This is a genomic window from Bacillus sp. FSL M8-0277 (assembly GCF_037975305.1).
GTDB lineage: Bacteria > Bacillota > Bacilli > Bacillales > Bacillaceae > Bacillus > Bacillus pumilus.
Genome location: NZ_CP150255.1, coordinates 2,011,407 through 2,026,777, shown reverse-complemented (window position 1 = coordinate 2,026,777; position 15,371 = coordinate 2,011,407). Strand labels below are relative to the sequence as shown.

The following is a 15,371-nucleotide window of genomic DNA, read 5'->3' as shown; positions in this document are numbered from 1 at the left end:
CAAAAGAACATTCCTTGAAGTAGCCTTGAAACGTACATACATATTTTATCGATTGGGGGAACAAACGTATGAGTCTTGAAGCAAAAGAGAAAGCGTTTTATCAATTACTAGGAAAAATCGCCCACTATACGGAGGCGCTCCATTTACTTTATTGGGACTCTAGAACACAGGCGCCTAAAAAAAGCGCCGATTTCAGAGCTGAAACGATCGGTCAATTATCAAGTGATATTTTTAATATGAAGACTTCTGATGAAATGAGAGATCTTCTCCACGCATTAAATAAACACCGAGATGAGCTGTCAAAAGATACACAAAAGGCGCTCGAATTATCACAAAAAGAGTATGATGAAAACAGCAAAATTCCGAAAGAAGAATTTAAAGAATACTCGATTTTACAATCAAAAGCAGAGCATGTTTGGGTAGAAGCAAGGGAGAAATCAGACTTTTCACTCTTTGCACCATACTTAAAACAGCTCATTGATTTTAACAAGCGTTTTATTCAATATTGGGGCGTGAAACAAACGCCATATGATGTGCTGCTCAATAATTATGAACCAGATATGACGGTTGAACAGCTAGATCAAAAGTTTGGTGCACTTCGTGATGCCATTGTTCCTCTCGTGAAAAAAATCGAAGCCTCTCCTCATAAACCGGATACTTCATTTTTATCGAAAAGCTTTCCGATCGACAAACAAAAGGAACTGAGTCTTTTCTTCTTAAAAGAATTAGGGTATGACTTTGACGCAGGACGTCTGGATACAACAGTTCATCCGTTTGCTGTGACATTGAGCAGAGGGGACGTTCGTGTGACGACCCGTTATGATGAGCATGATTTTCGGATGGCGATCTTTGGCACGATTCATGAGTGTGGTCATGCCATCTATGAACAAAACATTGATGAGGCGCTGAGCGGAACGTTATTATGTGATGGCACATCAATGGGGATCCATGAATCACAGTCTCTTTTCTTTGAGAACTTTATTGGCAGACATGAAGACTTCTGGAAAACGTATTATCAAAAGCTTCAAGAAGCGTCTCCTGAGCAGTTTAAAGATGTCCCTTTAGAAGACTTTGTGCATGCAGTGAATGAATCGAAGCCAACTTATATTCGAATTGAAGCAGATGAGCTTACATATCCGCTTCACATTATCATCCGCTATGAAATTGAAAAAGCGATATTTAATGAAGAAGTGGCAGTCGAAGACCTGCCTGCACTGTGGAATGAAAAATATAAAGCATATCTTGGCATTACGCCTCCTAATGATGCACTCGGCATCTTGCAGGATGTTCACTGGTCTGATGGAAGCTTTGGATATTTCCCTTCATATGCCCTTGGTTATATGTATGCGGCGCAACTAAAGCACCAAATGATCAAAGATTTACCGAATTTTGATGAGCTGATTCAAAATGGGTCTTTTGCACCGATAAAAGAATGGCTCACAACACATGTTCACCAGCATGGAAAACGCAAAAAGCCTTCTGAAATCATTCAAGATGCGACTGGTGAGGAATTAAATGTACAATATTTAATCGATTATTTAACGGATAAATATACGAAACTGTATTTATCTTAAATAAAAGGCACCCTTTGCTTAGAAGGGTGCTTTTTTGATGCTTGAATATTCTAAAAACGAACGTTTTGACCTGATCTATTATTTAAGTTCGGTATTTTTCTAGAAAAGTGCTTTCCAAGCGTCTGAAATCTTGTTATAATTTGAACACTATAACACTCATATAATCGCGTGATGATGGCACGCAAGTTTCTACCGGACACCGATACCGTCCGACTATGAGTGAGCAAATGAAACAGCTCTTGTTTGAGCTGAAGATCCGTGGATCGTTTTCGCATTGCTTGCTCCTCATGGACAGCAATGCTTTTTTTATGCAAAAAAATGAAAATGTTTGCCAATATGCTGGGAGGAAGAATGATGGAATTGTTACGTCAAAAAATTGAGAACGAAGGAATCGTTCTGTCAAATCAAGTGTTAAAGGTAGATGCCTTTTTAAATCATCAAATTGATCCTGTGTTAATGCATGAGATCGGGCAAGAGTTTGCTAGATTATTCAAGCATGATGGCATTACAAAAATTATCACAATCGAATCTTCGGGCATTGCACCTGCTGTGATGGCAGGACTAGCTCTTCAAGTACCCGTTGTTTTTGCTCGAAAACGTCAATCATTAACACTAACAGAAAACCTATTAACAGCGAGTGTGTATTCTTTTACAAAAAAAGTAGAAAGCACGATCGCTGTCTCAAATACGCATCTCGGTGAAAAGGATTGTGTATTAATCATTGATGACTTTTTGGCGAACGGTGAAGCCGCTAAAGGACTTGCCGCAATCGCAAAGCAGGCGAAGGCAAAAGTAGCCGGATTTGGGATTGTCATTGAAAAGTCATTCCAGCCGGGAAGAGATGCACTTGTTCAAATGGGCTACCGCGTCGAATCCCTTGCACGGATTGAATCACTTGAGGAAGGGAAAGTCACGTTTGTACGAGAGGTACAATCATGAGTGCAGCTAAAAAAGCCAAAACGCTCTCGCTAGGGATTCAGCATGTGCTGGCGATGTATGCAGGGGCCGTTCTTGTGCCGCTCATTGTGGGAGATGCACTCGGCCTCACACCTGCACAACTGACTTACTTAATCTCAGCAGATATTTTCATGTGCGGGGCTGCCACGCTCCTTCAAGTTTGGAAAAACCGTTTCTTTGGTATCGGTTTGCCTGTTGTATTAGGCTGTACATTTACTGCGGTTTCTCCTATGATTGCGATTGGCTCTAAATACGGGATTTCGTCTATCTATGGAAGTATTATCGCTTCGGGGTGTATCATCATTCTGCTTTCCTTTTTCTTTGGGAAGCTTGTGAAATTTTTCCCGCCTGTCGTGACAGGGTCTGTCGTCACCATTATTGGCATTACCCTTATTCCAGTAGCGATGAACAATATGGCAGGGGGAGAAGGAAGTGCTGATTATGGTTCTTTTGAAAATCTAGGCCTCGCCTTCCTTGTGCTGTTTATCATTGTGCTTCTCTATCGATTCACAAAAGGCTTTATGAAGGCGATCGCCATTTTAATCGGTATTCTCCTTGGGACAGCCGTTGCTGCATTTATGGGGAAAGTGGAAACAGCTGAGGTGGCGAACGCACAAGTTTTCCGTATGATTGAACCATTTTATTTTGGCATGCCTACCTTTGAATTTGCACCCATTATGACGATGACGTTAGTTGCCATTGTGTCACTAGTCGAATCAACAGGTGTTTATTTCGCATTAGGTGATTTAACAAACCGCTCATTAAAAGAGAAGGACTTAGCGAAAGGCTATCGCGCAGAAGGGATTGCTGTGTTATTAGGTGGTATCTTTAATGCTTTTCCTTACACAGCCTACTCGCAAAACGTTGGGTTGATCCAGTTGACAGGGGTCAAGAAAAATCAAGTCATCGTTGTGACAGGCGCATTGCTCATGTTATTTGGACTTTTTCCTAAAATTGCTGCATTTACGACGATTATTCCAAAGTCAGTTCTTGGCGGCGCAATGGTTGCCATGTTTGGGATGGTCATTGCCTACGGTATTAAAATGCTCTCGCGTGTGGATTTTGCCAAACAGGAAAACCTACTGATTGTTGCTTGCTCAGTGGGGATTGGCTTAGGTGTCACCGTCGTGCCGCAAATGTTTGAGCATCTGCCAGAATCAATCAAATTATTAACAAGTAATGGCATCGTGGCCGGTAGCTTTACCGCTATTTTGCTTCATATTATTTATCACATGATTCCTTTTAAAAAAGAAACCGGGCAGGACCTGATGGAAGAGCCTAAGAAATCTGTTGTGTAAACACTGAAAGCCCGCATCTATTGGATACGGGCTTGTTGTGATTAGCGCTATTAATGTTGTACCGGCTGCATTGTTTCGTTAATGACTGCAAATGTATAGCCCCTTGCTTTTAGCTGTGTAATCAGGCTATCTAAATAGTTTGTGGTAGAGGGTTGATCATGCATTAAAATAACTTTTGGTTCCCATGGTTTAGTTTTCTCAAACAATTGCAGTTGATTCAATACCTCTGGAACATATTGTGAGTTTTTATATCTCCAGTCAAGACTATCAATCGTCCAATCCCAGTAAATAAAGCCATTTTGGTTTAAACGTACTTTTTGATGATATGTTAAATTTGGAACACTGCCATAGGGTGTTCTCACAAGACGGGTGTAAACGCCTGTAACAGAAGCAAGAATGCGCTGAGCTTCTCTCATTTCATTTGCGGGAGACTCACTGTTCTGATAAAAGCGGTTTATATCATGCGTCATGCCATGAAGCCCTAATTGATGTCCTTCTTGATAAAGTCTTTTCACAGCTGCTTGGTGTGCTTGGATTTGCGGTCCAAGCATGAAGAATGTCGCCTTCACGTGATGTGCTTTTAATACATTTAACAGCTGATTTGATGTAGCAGTAGGACCATCATCAAATGTTAAAAAGACCGTTTTATTCGTTGTCTGTTGGTTTGGATTGGTCTTAACATGTGTATCCAATGTTCTTGTAGAATGATCTTTTGCTTTCAGACTGATGCTTGTGTCTCGGAAGTCACTGCTGGCAACAATTTTTGCTTGCCCATTTGTCGCCTGCAAATGGGGTTTAGACATATCCCAGATAAAAAAGAGAAACAGTGTAAGAAGCACTAAACCAATTATCTTCGAGAGAAGTATCGTGTTGTAGGGTGTCTGTTTTTTGGACACCTTTTTCATTACAATCACTCCAGTCAATTAAATTTTGTGCCGAATCATGTAGTAGATTCTATCTTTTTTCACTGTTTTTCATGGTGTTCATATTGATTAAGTATACAGGAAAAAAACACCTTTTTATATATAATAATCAAATAAATTAGCATTTCATGGTTATTGCTTTGTATTGATCAGAAAAAAAGGTGATCCATTCATGTTTAAATGAAATCATTCTGAATAATGATCGAAACGTTGATATTTATACGCTAAGATAGCATCAGATTTAACCATTAATGCGAAGCGAAAGGGAGATTCCGTATGAAAGTGTTGTATAATGACGATTTCATTGAAAAAAAGGATGCTCATGTGGATATTGGAGATAGAGGCGATCAATCGCGAAATACATAGAGAAAAGCTCTTACCCCTACAAAATAAAGAAGAAACAAAAGAAATCAAAGTCAGTACAACTGAATCAGAGATTGGCTACTATGTAAAAGGTGAATGTGAAAAGTCATGTGCTTATTCCTTTCATACAGCTTGTGATTCAACAGGATTTATTTTTGGATCACTGGTCACAGGTGGCAATGTTCATGATACTCGTATGTTAAATTCACTCGTATAACAGGTGACAGAGAAAATCGGAAAACGAAATGTAGACACGGTAGATGCTGTATATAAAACACCATATATCGCTAAGTTTTTAATGGATCAAGAGATAAGACCTGTCAAGCCTTACACTCGTCCGAGAACAGAAGCTGGTTATTTAAAAAAAGAATGAATGCGTGTATGGACGCATATTTTGATTGTTACATGTGCCTAAACCGGCAAATTCTCTCTTACCGTACAACGGCTAGAGAAGGATATAAGCAATATGTGTCCGATTCAGAGGTATGTAAAACTTGTTCTTTTCAAGATAACTGTACACAAAGTCAAAATCATACCAAACAAATTCATCGGCATATTTGGCAAGACTAAATGAACCAAACTACCTAAGACTCACTGAAATGAATAAGAACATCTAAGCAAAGCGGAGAGAAATAATAGAACGCGTCTTTGCAGATTCAAAAGAAAAGCATGGTATGCGTTGGGCGAAACTTCGTGTACTAAAAAAAGTTTCAATGCAAGCGATGCTTACTTTCGCTGCCATGAATCTTTAAAAATTAGCAAACTGGACATGGAAAGAACCATGTCCAGCGTAAGACATCAGATAGATTTTATCGAAATAAGTGAAAACCCCACTTTTACTTGAAGTAAAGGTGGGGTTTGTCTACGGTCTAACACCTCTCATTTGAGAGGTGTTTTTTTGCATAAAGCTATGTTAAATAACTCTATTAATAATCGGTTGAAGAGAATTTTTGTTCTTTAGATATAAAATAAGATGAGAGTGAATTGTTAAGAATCGTATTGAATGACATCAACCAAGAAATAGATCTAAACGAATAGGATGATTATTGAAATCTGTCTGCTCTCTACATATGAGACCTATGATAAACTTGGTTTATTAAAATTTTCCAAATGGACGTTAAAATTAAAAAGGTGGGATAAGCAAATGCTGGGATTACCAAGAGGGGAAGTCTTTTTAGTCCCTTGGTCTATTGAGTGGACAAAAGAATTTGAAAGAGAAAAGCGAAAGATAATAGGTGATATTGGTCAATACACAGTCAATGTACACCATATTGGAAGTACAGCAGTAAAAGGTTTAAGCGCTAAGCCAATTATTGATATTGCAATTGAAATAGATCATTTTTTTGATGGAGAAAAATGTGTAGTAGCTTTGGAAGGACTCGGTTACTCATATAAAGGAACAAATGTATTACCTGAAAGACACTACTTTAATAAAGGAGAACCAAGAACACATCAAATCCATATGTACCAAAGAGACAATAAGTATTTACTTGAACAGTTAAATTTCAGAGATTACTTGAGCAATAACGAGCAAGCTAGAAGTGAATACCAACAGCTTAAACTTAAATTATCAAGTTTACATGAAAATGACAAACACAAATACGCAGATGAAAAAACTGATTTTATTAAGTCAATCCTTGAAAAGATTTAGGTGAAGTTTTGCGCTTTAGGTGTTGATAAGAGAGGAAATTCAAAGAGAGTCCTTTTATTTTTTACTGAATCAATATTATTCTTGAACATAGCTTACATAAAAAAAGCAGGTTCGCTTGGCTTGGAACGAACCTGTGAAGGAGGAAAACTACATCATGTTTTCACCTATATTATCCAATATTTATCAATTGTCGTCAAGACAAAAAGTTAGATGGAGGAAAATGTTTTGACTGAATTGTGACGGTTCGGCATGTATATCCTTTTTTCGATAGGGGATATTAACCGAAAAAAGAGGTGAAGCCGATGGCGTACATTCTTTCAGTTGGAACGAGTCACCCGAAGCATCACGTGGATCAGAAAACAGCTGCTGATTTTGCTAGGTCTCAATTTAAACGATCGTTTAAAGATATTGACCGGCTGCTGAGAGCTTTTCAAAATGGAGAAATTCAGAGCAGGCAGTTTGTGCAGCCCATTGAATGGTATCAGACGCACCACTCTTTTGAAGAGAAAAACAATATCTATTTGGAAAAGGCACTGGCTCATGCAAAGGAAGCGATCATACATTGTCTTCAAGAGAAGGCGTTTCTAAAAAAACCAGTCCCGGTTGAAGAGATCGATGCATTGTTTTTTATTTCAAGTACCGGCTTATCGACCCCAAGTCTTGACGCAAAGCTCATGAACGTCCTTCCTTTTTCTCCTTATACGAAACGAGTACCGATCTGGGGCCTAGGGTGTGGGGGCGGTGCGGCAGGGCTGTCGCGAGCTTATGAATACATAAGGGCATTTCCAGAAGCAAAGGTACTTGTCGTTGCCTGTGAGCTGTGCAGTTTAACCTTTCAGCCGCAAGATCAATCAAAAAGCAATTTAATCGGCACCTCCTTGTTTGGAGACGGGACGGCAGCGGTTCTTTTAGCTGGGGAAAAAGCTGCGCTTGAATATGCCCATTTAAAAACGGTCCCTAAAGTACTAAGCACGCAATCCGTCACGATGAAGGATTCTGAGGATGTGATGGGCTGGGAATTTACAAGTGACGGCTTTCGGGTTATTTTCTCCCGTGACATTCCGAGTTTGATTTCCGGCTGGTTAAAAGAGCAGGTGGATCAATTTTTAGAGGAGCAAGGATATTCAACTAATGACTTATCCGTATTTCTAGCCCATCCTGGAGGAAAAAAAGTGATTGATGCCTATGTTGAAAGTCTATCTTTACGAGAGGATCAGCTGTTTTCTTCAAAAGAAGTACTCAAACAACACGGAAATATGTCCTCTGCCACAGTTTTGTATGTCATCAAGCATTTCCTGGAACATCAATCAGCTGAAGAGGGGGAGATGGGACTTTGCGGGGCGCTTGGTCCGGGCTTTTCCTCAGAGCTGCTGCTTATGAAGTGGGAGGAGGTCTTGTCATGATCATTTGGCTTGTCATCGGTTTCTTCGTTTGTCAACGGCTCATTGAAATGCTTGTGGCCAAAAGAAATGAAAAGAAAGTAAAAGCACTAGGTGCCATTGAATTTGGTGCTAGTCATTATCCCTATATGGTCGCTATGCATACGGCTTTTTTTCTCTCACTTATAGTTGAGATAGGGCTTTTACATAAGGGGCCGTCCGGGTATTTTCTTGTGCTGCTCCTTTTTCTCATGGCTACACAGGTCATTCGATACTGGGCATTATGCTCCCTTGGGACGTACTGGAATACGAAAATTTTAGTCGTACCAAACGCGATGATTGTAAAAAAAGGACCGTATCGCTGGTTGAAACATCCTAACTATGTAGTCGTGGCGATTGAGCTTTTACTGATCCCGCTATTGTTTGATGCGTATGTCACTGCCATTTTGTTTACATGTTTAAATGCATGGATGATGGCTGTACGAATTCAAACAGAGGAGAAAGCATTAAATCAGTATTTGCTAAATTAATATTGAAAATCATTATCAATTGTGCTACACTTTCATTAATGATAAGCATTCTCAATCATGAAGGATGGACGGTGATCACATGACAATGATTTTCTTACTCGGTACGGTGTGTGTGTACAGCCTATTAATTGGCTTCGTATTAAAAGGTGTCTCCAAAAAATCTGCTTCCTGATTCCAGTCAACTGCGACTGATCGGGCAGCAGATTTTTTTTATTTCCTCAGATCAGAAGAAAAATCTCTTTATTTTGTGTAAAATGGTATCACATACATAACTGACTTTTCTAAAAACAAAGGGGTTTATCGTCATGAAAGACTTGTCTATTCGAGATTCGCTCGTTCAAACTACAGGAGCTTTATATCAAAGCTTTCTCAAAAGGGATGATCATGAGCGCGCTGCCAAACTTGCATCGATTATCAAAAAGGAAGCAGAAGAAGAAGTATATATCGCATTTACCGGCCACTATTCTGCTGGAAAGTCATCACTTGTGAATCATCTGCTTCATGATCACATTTTGCCAACGAGTCCAATCCCAACAAGTGCAAACTTGGTCGTCGTGAGGAAAGGGGAAAGTGAAGTGCAGCTTCACACCTCTGATGGCCGTTTTGCAAAAATGAGCGGCTCCTATGATAAAGAAGCAGTACAGCGTTTCTGTAAGGATGGAGAACAGATTGAGATGGTGGAAATTAGCGGTGACTATAGAGGCCTTGAAGAAAAAGTGGCACTGATTGATACGCCAGGAATTGATTCCACGGATCATGCCCACTTTTTATCTGCTGCGTCTATTCTTCATCAAGCAGATGCTCTTTTTTATGTCGTTCACTACAACCATGTTCATTCTGAAGAAAACATTCGTTTCATTCGCTCCATCAAAGAAAAAGTGCCAAATCTCTATTTCATCGTGAATCAAGTGGACCGGCATGATGAGCATGAGACAGCATTTGAAGACTACAAAAATCAAGTGGTTGACATGCTCCTTAAAGAAGGCATTGAAGAAGATCATCTATACTTTACATCTGTAACCGATGAGACGCATCCAAGAAATGAAATGATTCGTTTAATCAAAAAACTGCAAGAATTACAGACGTTGCCGAAAGCCTCACTTCGGGCTTATACGGAGCAGAAAATTGAGCATGTCTTAAAAGAACACATTGACTCGATAAAAGAAGAGTTGCAAGGTGAGGAGCTTGAGTCACAGCTCCAAGAAAAAAGAAAAGAAGTAAAGGATTTGGAAGCGAAAAATCACTTCATTGAAAATGGAGCCAAGCAGTTAGAAGAAGAAGTATCTACTGAAGTCGAGAGCATTTTGAAAAATGCCAACCTAACTCCATTTAAAATGAGAGAACTCGCAAGCGACTATATTGAATCAAAAGCACCTGGCTTTAAAGTGGGACTGCTTTTTGCTAAAAATAAAACTGAGCAGGAAAAAGAAAAACGGGCAACTGACCTCTTAACAGATGTCAAAGCGAGAATGAAGGCAGAAGTGGACTGGCATATTGCTGAGCTACTAAAAAAAGAAGTCAAGAAACATCAGCTTGGTGAAGAGTTATTAAATCAAGTGATGGCGTTTGAAACACCTGTACAAGAATCACTTCTTGAAAGTGTGATTCATCATGGAGCAACGTTCTCCAATGAATACGTACTGCAATATGCAAAAGATGCTGGCGAAGCCTTGAGAAGACAGGCTAAGCAGCAAGCGATGCCACTGATTGAACAAATGGTGGAGTCGCTCAAAGCCAAGCTTATGGAAGATCAAGCAGAGCAGCAAGAAAAATGGGTTCAGTCTGCAAAAGAGCTCCAAACACTCGAGCAATGCACCAGAAAAAATGAACAAATGAAGCGAGATATTCAGGATGTATGGGATATATGGCAAAATGGAACGGATGAACAGATCGAAGAAGATTGGTTTTATGCGAAAAAGAGACAAATGCAGCATGATCTGCTAAAGGAGGAGCAAGCGACCATTCATCCTGAAGAGAGCGACCAAGAAAAACCGAACAAGCAGATTGATCAACCTCAAATGCGTCAGTCACAGCATGTCACGACGGCACAGTCGATTGACCAGTTTGAGCAGCTTTCTCAGATTTTATTGCCATTAGATGCGCTCCAATCTCAAAGAAAGTCCTTTGAAAAACGAACAAAACGGCTGCAAGCAAAAGAATTCACACTCGCTTTATTTGGGGCTTTTAGTTCGGGGAAATCTTCCTTTGCAAATGCACTCGTCGGGAGAAAGGTGCTGCCCTCCTCTCCCACACCAACAACGGCAACCATTAACAAGCTAACGCGGCCGACGGAAGATCACCCGCATGAAAGTGTCAAAGTGGTGTTCAAAACAGAACAGGATATATTAGAGGAGCTCAATCAGATCCTAGGATTTACGATCTCAGAAGAAAAAGGGGAGGCGTTTACATCCAAGCTCAAACGAACGCTTAAAAAAAGACAGCTTGAACAAGATCACCGCGTCATTGTTGAACATTTTTTACAAGCACATACCCGTTTCGTTGATCACATTACTAAGCAAACGCCGCTTCATGTCACCCTTCAAGAACTGAGACCATATGTGGCGGAAGAAGCTGTTTCTTGTGTGGTGAAGGAAGTAACGGTTTATTTGAGTACACCTCTAACAGATAAAGGGCTGACTATTGTTGATACGCCAGGCGCTAGCAGTATGAATAAGCGTCATACAGAGATCGCCTTTCAATATATGAAGGACGCAGATGCGCTTCTTTATTTAACTTACTACCAGCACTCTTTTTCGAAGGCAGATCGGTCATTTTTACGTAAGCTTGGGCTTGTAAAAGATTCATTTAGCATGGATAAAATGTTCTTTATTATCAATGCAGCTGATCTCGCAAAGGATCAAGCAGAGCTTGACACCGTCTTTGACTATGTGAAAAATGAGCTCACAAAAGAAGGGATAAGAAACCCAAACCTTCATCATGTATCCAGTAAGGAAGAGATCGAAGGAAAGGGAGAGACAGCTTATAATCAATACGCAAAGCTTAGAAAGCAGCTCGACTATTTTATAGAGGAAGAATTAACGAAAGATGCGATCGAGCTGTTATATTTTGAAGCACGTACGTTATGTAGAACGGTCGACAAACTGCATGCGACGCTGCATCAGTCAGAAGATGAGAAGCAAGCGGAAAAGAAAAAGATAGACGCATCCTATGAAGCGATTCTTGATCAAATGAGTCAGATAAAGCAATCTAAGCTAGTGACAGAAAGCGTGAAAAAGGACTTACATGAACAGCTCTATCATATTGTGCAGCGCCTCTCATTATTTGCGAATGATCTCTTTAAGACAGCCTTTTATCCTGGAATATCTCAAGGGAATTTCGGACAGCAATTGAAAAAAGCACTTGAGAAGGCACTAAAGGATTATGAATTTGAATTTGTACAGGAGTTAAAGGCGCTTGATATCCGAATGGAATCGTTTATTCATCAATACTTCCAAGAGGAGTGGGAGAAAGGATTGCAAGCGGCATGTGCAGAAGACCCTTACTTTTCTCTCTCACTGTCGCCGCCTGAAGAGAAAAATGCTGAGCTGAAACAAATTGAAATCGAAGCTGAACTAACGCCATTCGAACCGCTCTTAAAGAAACAAAAATCACCGAAAGTTTTCTTTGAACAGAATGGAAAGGCTGCGTTTATTGAAGCGATTCGAGACATTCTTCATCAGTTAACCACAAAATGGGCTGATAAAGAAAAAGAAGAATTACTGAGCAGGTACGACATGATGGTGAAGACGTTTACGGAAAGATATGAAACAGAAGCGCTCGAGCAGCTAAGTGAACAAAAACAAACATTTATCACGAGCCTAACGACAGATGCCAAAGAGCAGGCCGTCATTGAACAAGTTTATGAACAAACAGAAGAATGGAAGAACCAGTTGAAAACCATTTGATTCATGGTAGACTAAATAAAAAAGAAAGCAGTTGATAGAAAATGACGAGCGTACACGAAGAGATTTCAGCACACTCACAAAAGCAGCATGCTCATATTCAGTCCTTTCTTGAGCTTGAACAGAAAAGAGAACAAGCAATAGAGATGGCTGTTGTCAAATGTGAGCAAAACGAGCCATTTACAACAGACGAGATCAACGCCATTACGTCGAAGATGAATGAGCTTGCACGAGGCGGTATTGTTCCGCTTCGTAAGCTTGTGACGAATGATATGGTCAGAGAGTATGTCGAGCAGAAACAGAAGTAAAGAGTAACTTTCTCTTTTTTGGTCATCTTAATGAATGTACCGAGAAAGGGGAATGATCATGAAAAAAAAGCAACAGACAAAGCAGCAGGATGAGCGTGACCCTAAACAAAAAGACATGCCGTCCTATGCAGAAGCAGAAACGAAAAAAATGCAATACGGTCAAAAGTAAACGGGCTGCCTCTTCTTTTGTAAAAGAAGAAGGCGCCTTTTTCATGTCTAGTTTTGTGTTCTGTGATAGAATGGGAGTATTGTTTTGAAAAGGGAGTTTAAGAGAATGAATAAACACGTACTGCTTGTAGATGGAATGGCGCTTTTGTTCAGATCGTTTTATGCGACGGCTGTCCATCGCAATTTTATGATAAATGACCACGGTGTACCAACAAATGGAGTGAATGGCTATTTGAAGCACTTATTAACAGCTGTACAGACATTTGAGCCAACTCATATTGTGTGCTGCTGGGATATGGGAAGCCAAACCTATCGAAACGAATTGTTTCAAGAGTATAAAGCAAATCGAGGAGAGGCGCCTGTCGAGCTCATTCCGCAATTCGATTTAGCAAAAGAAGCTACAGAAGAACTAGGAATTGTGAACATTGGTTTAAAGGGCTTTGAAGCAGACGATTGTATTGGTACACTTGCTACGCTTTACCAAAAAGAAGCACGTGTGACTGTCCTAACTGGTGACAAAGATTTGCTGCAAATTTTGAATGAACAAGTGACTGTTGCCCTGATGCAAAAAGGAATTGGCAATTATAAGCATTATACAAAAGCCTTATTTGAAGAGGAAATGGGAATCTCGCCAAAGGCACTCATTGATATGAAAGCACTCATGGGTGATGCAAGTGATAATTATCCAGGTGTCAAAGGAATCGGAGAAAAAACTGCTTTAAAATTTATTCAAACATATGAAACGATTGACGGTTTGTTAGAAAATGTCCATGAACTAACGGCTGCGCAGCAAAATAAAATGCAAGCAGGATTAGAAGATTTGAAGCTTTCTCGTCTATTGGCAGAGATTAAATGTGATGTCCCGCTCAGCTGTCCAATGGATGAGACGAAAATGAACATCAATCAAGAACGTGCTGCTGCTATGCTGAGGCACCATCAAATCAAAGGAATCGAACCGATGATGAATCGTTTAAGTACAATAGAGATCAGCTAAAGCCGATCTCTAAGGTTCATCTTTTTGTATTGCTTTTCTTTGCTCTATTTTCCAGCTGAGATAGTGGCTGTTTATCTTTTGTTTGCGCATCACCTTGTGGGGTTGTCCCATTTGTGACACGACCTTTATTTTCTTTATCCAATCAGTATCACCTCACACACATTAGCATAACCGAAAAAAAGCGATTCATCCTTTAGATAGGTGAATCGCTTTTCTGGCGAGCTGATCTGCTATTTGATTTTCCTTACTCGGAATCCATTTAATAAAAAATAAATCAAACTGGCTTTGAAGCTCGATCATCTCTTTGATAAAGTGCTGAAAGGCTGGATTTTTAGCAAATCCTGCATTGGCTGCGCGGTCAACTACTTGTGAATCTGTTCGAAATGAAACGGTACGCAATCCTTTTTCTGCGCATATTTTCATCCCCTCGATCAGAGCAGAAAATTCTGCTTCGTGATTGCTCATGGGTTCAAGAGGAATGGAGAAGGACTCAGCCTTTCCATTATATTTGATGAAAATGCCGATGCCAGAGGGACCTGGATTCCCTGCACTCGCACCGTCAATGTATATTTCTGCTGGCACATCATTTCACCCTTTCATCAAGCGGAACCATTTTTTTCGCTGCATACGCGTAAGGTGTTGCAATCGCAGCGACGATAAATTTAATGACATATGTCGTGATGAAGATTTCTATCCATACATGAAATGGATACGTGCCAAGAAAGGCAATGGTCGTGAAAATCAATGTATCAAGAAGCTGGCTAATCATCGTACTTCCGGCATTGCGCACCCAGAGCGCGCCATCGGAAGGAAATATGCGGCGAATAAACGAATATACATAAACATCTAGCATTTGACTGATGATATAAGCAGCGAGACTGCCAAGTGCAACCCTTGGCATAAAGCCAAATATGGTTTCCAGCGATGATTGTGAGATATCAGATGGAGCGGGATGGAAAAGCAAAGCTTCCTGCATGACAACAGTTAGTGTTAAAAGGGTAGCAAAACCAATCCAGACAGCTTTTCTCGCTTCATTTTGTCCATATTTTTCATTCAATACGTCCGTTGCAAAGAACACACTGCCATATAAAATATTTCCAAGTGTTGCCGTTAGGCCGAATAATTCAACGGTTTTGACAACTTGTAAATTTGCGGCAACCGTCGCAAAGCCAATCCAGACAAAAAGGCCCATCTTGCCAAATCCTTTATAAAATAGAAGAACAATGATAAAATTAATGATCGCAAATAAGATCCAAATACCTTCATTAAACAAGTGACATGAACTTCCTTTCTCATTGTAAATGTAACTTTTTGATTATAGCAT

At 40.0% G+C, this 15,371-nt stretch carries 14 protein-coding genes, 1 pseudogene and 1 riboswitch; of the genes and pseudogenes, 11 read left to right on the top strand and 4 right to left on the bottom strand.

The window, feature by feature from the left end; genetic code table 11:
- The first annotated feature begins 68 nt into the window (after positions 1-68).
- The 3 genes from MKZ05_RS10020 (at position 69) to pbuX (ending at position 3,829) form a co-directional block, all read left to right on the top strand.
- Complete coding sequence (locus tag MKZ05_RS10020; protein WP_212045975.1) at positions 69-1,574, top strand: carboxypeptidase M32; 1,506 nt, start codon at positions 69-71, stop codon at positions 1,572-1,574.
- Between the two features lie 136 nt (positions 1,575-1,710).
- A riboswitch (purine riboswitch) is annotated at positions 1,711-1,810 on the top strand.
- Between the two features lie 118 nt (positions 1,811-1,928).
- On the top strand, positions 1,929-2,513 hold the full coding sequence (gene xpt, locus MKZ05_RS10015) for a xanthine phosphoribosyltransferase (RefSeq protein WP_003215672.1): 585 nt from the start codon (positions 1,929-1,931) through the stop codon (positions 2,511-2,513).
- On the top strand, positions 2,510-3,829 hold the full coding sequence (pbuX, locus tag MKZ05_RS10010; RefSeq protein ID WP_003215893.1) for a xanthine permease PbuX: 1,320 nt from the start codon (positions 2,510-2,512) through the stop codon (positions 3,827-3,829). Before xpt ends, pbuX begins: the two co-directional genes overlap by 4 nt.
- A 50-nt stretch (positions 3,830-3,879) precedes the next feature.
- Here pbuX and MKZ05_RS10005 read toward each other — a convergent pair whose 3' ends face one another.
- Positions 3,880-4,734, bottom strand: coding sequence for a polysaccharide deacetylase family protein (locus MKZ05_RS10005; protein WP_212045976.1), 855 nt, complete (start codon positions 4,732-4,734; stop codon positions 3,880-3,882).
- Positions 4,735-5,098: 364 nt separating this feature from the next.
- Between MKZ05_RS10005 and MKZ05_RS10000 the strand changes: the two are divergent.
- The 8 genes and pseudogenes from MKZ05_RS10000 to MKZ05_RS09965 all read left to right on the top strand — a co-directional run.
- A pseudogene (locus tag MKZ05_RS10000) lies at positions 5,099-5,867 on the top strand (transposase); the annotation flags it as partial.
- 392 nt (positions 5,868-6,259) lie between these two features.
- Positions 6,260-6,766 (top strand): GrpB family protein, encoded by a 507-nt coding sequence (locus MKZ05_RS09995; protein WP_106032571.1) that lies wholly within the window; start codon positions 6,260-6,262, stop codon positions 6,764-6,766.
- 302 nt (positions 6,767-7,068) lie between these two features.
- The gene (locus MKZ05_RS09990) at positions 7,069-8,169 is read left to right on the top strand and encodes a 3-oxoacyl-[acyl-carrier-protein] synthase III C-terminal domain-containing protein (RefSeq protein WP_327839382.1); all 1,101 of its coding nucleotides are present in this window, start codon (positions 7,069-7,071) and stop codon (positions 8,167-8,169) included.
- Entirely contained in the window at positions 8,166-8,675 is a 510-nt protein-coding gene (locus MKZ05_RS09985) for an isoprenylcysteine carboxyl methyltransferase family protein (protein ID WP_285859399.1), read from the top strand. Before MKZ05_RS09990 ends, MKZ05_RS09985 begins: the two co-directional genes overlap by 4 nt.
- Before the next feature lie 64 nt (positions 8,676-8,739).
- A complete protein-coding gene (gene fbpC / locus MKZ05_RS09980; RefSeq protein ID WP_306172627.1) occupies positions 8,740-8,847 on the top strand; it encodes a Fur-regulated basic protein FbpC in 108 nt (35 codons plus the stop codon).
- A gap of 133 nt (positions 8,848-8,980) precedes the next feature.
- Entirely contained in the window at positions 8,981-12,580 is a 3,600-nt protein-coding gene (locus tag MKZ05_RS09975; protein ID WP_339159973.1) for a dynamin family protein, read from the top strand.
- 41 nt (positions 12,581-12,621) lie between these two features.
- Positions 12,622-12,885: a YpbS family protein gene (locus MKZ05_RS09970; protein ID WP_050943884.1), complete on the top strand. Its 264-nt coding sequence runs from the start codon at positions 12,622-12,624 to the stop codon at positions 12,883-12,885.
- A 274-nt stretch (positions 12,886-13,159) separates the two neighbouring features.
- The gene (locus tag MKZ05_RS09965; RefSeq protein ID WP_339159970.1) at positions 13,160-14,047 is read left to right on the top strand and encodes a 5'-3' exonuclease; all 888 of its coding nucleotides are present in this window, start codon (positions 13,160-13,162) and stop codon (positions 14,045-14,047) included.
- A 16-nt stretch (positions 14,048-14,063) separates the two neighbouring features.
- On the opposite strand, the gene MKZ05_RS09960 is transcribed toward MKZ05_RS09965, so the two are convergent.
- The 3 genes from MKZ05_RS09960 to MKZ05_RS09950 are packed head-to-tail and all read right to left on the bottom strand — an operon-like array spanning position 14,064 to position 15,320.
- Positions 14,064-14,189: a hypothetical protein gene (locus MKZ05_RS09960; protein ID WP_003215584.1), complete on the bottom strand. Its 126-nt coding sequence runs from the start codon at positions 14,187-14,189 to the stop codon at positions 14,064-14,066.
- A gap of 44 nt (positions 14,190-14,233) precedes the next feature.
- Positions 14,234-14,629 (bottom strand): reverse transcriptase-like protein, encoded by a 396-nt coding sequence (locus MKZ05_RS09955; protein ID WP_003215503.1) that lies wholly within the window; start codon positions 14,627-14,629, stop codon positions 14,234-14,236.
- Position 14,630: 1 nt separating this feature from the next.
- Complete coding sequence (locus MKZ05_RS09950; protein WP_003215661.1) at positions 14,631-15,320, bottom strand: queuosine precursor transporter; 690 nt, start codon at positions 15,318-15,320, stop codon at positions 14,631-14,633.
- Positions 15,321-15,371: the final 51 nt, after the last annotated feature.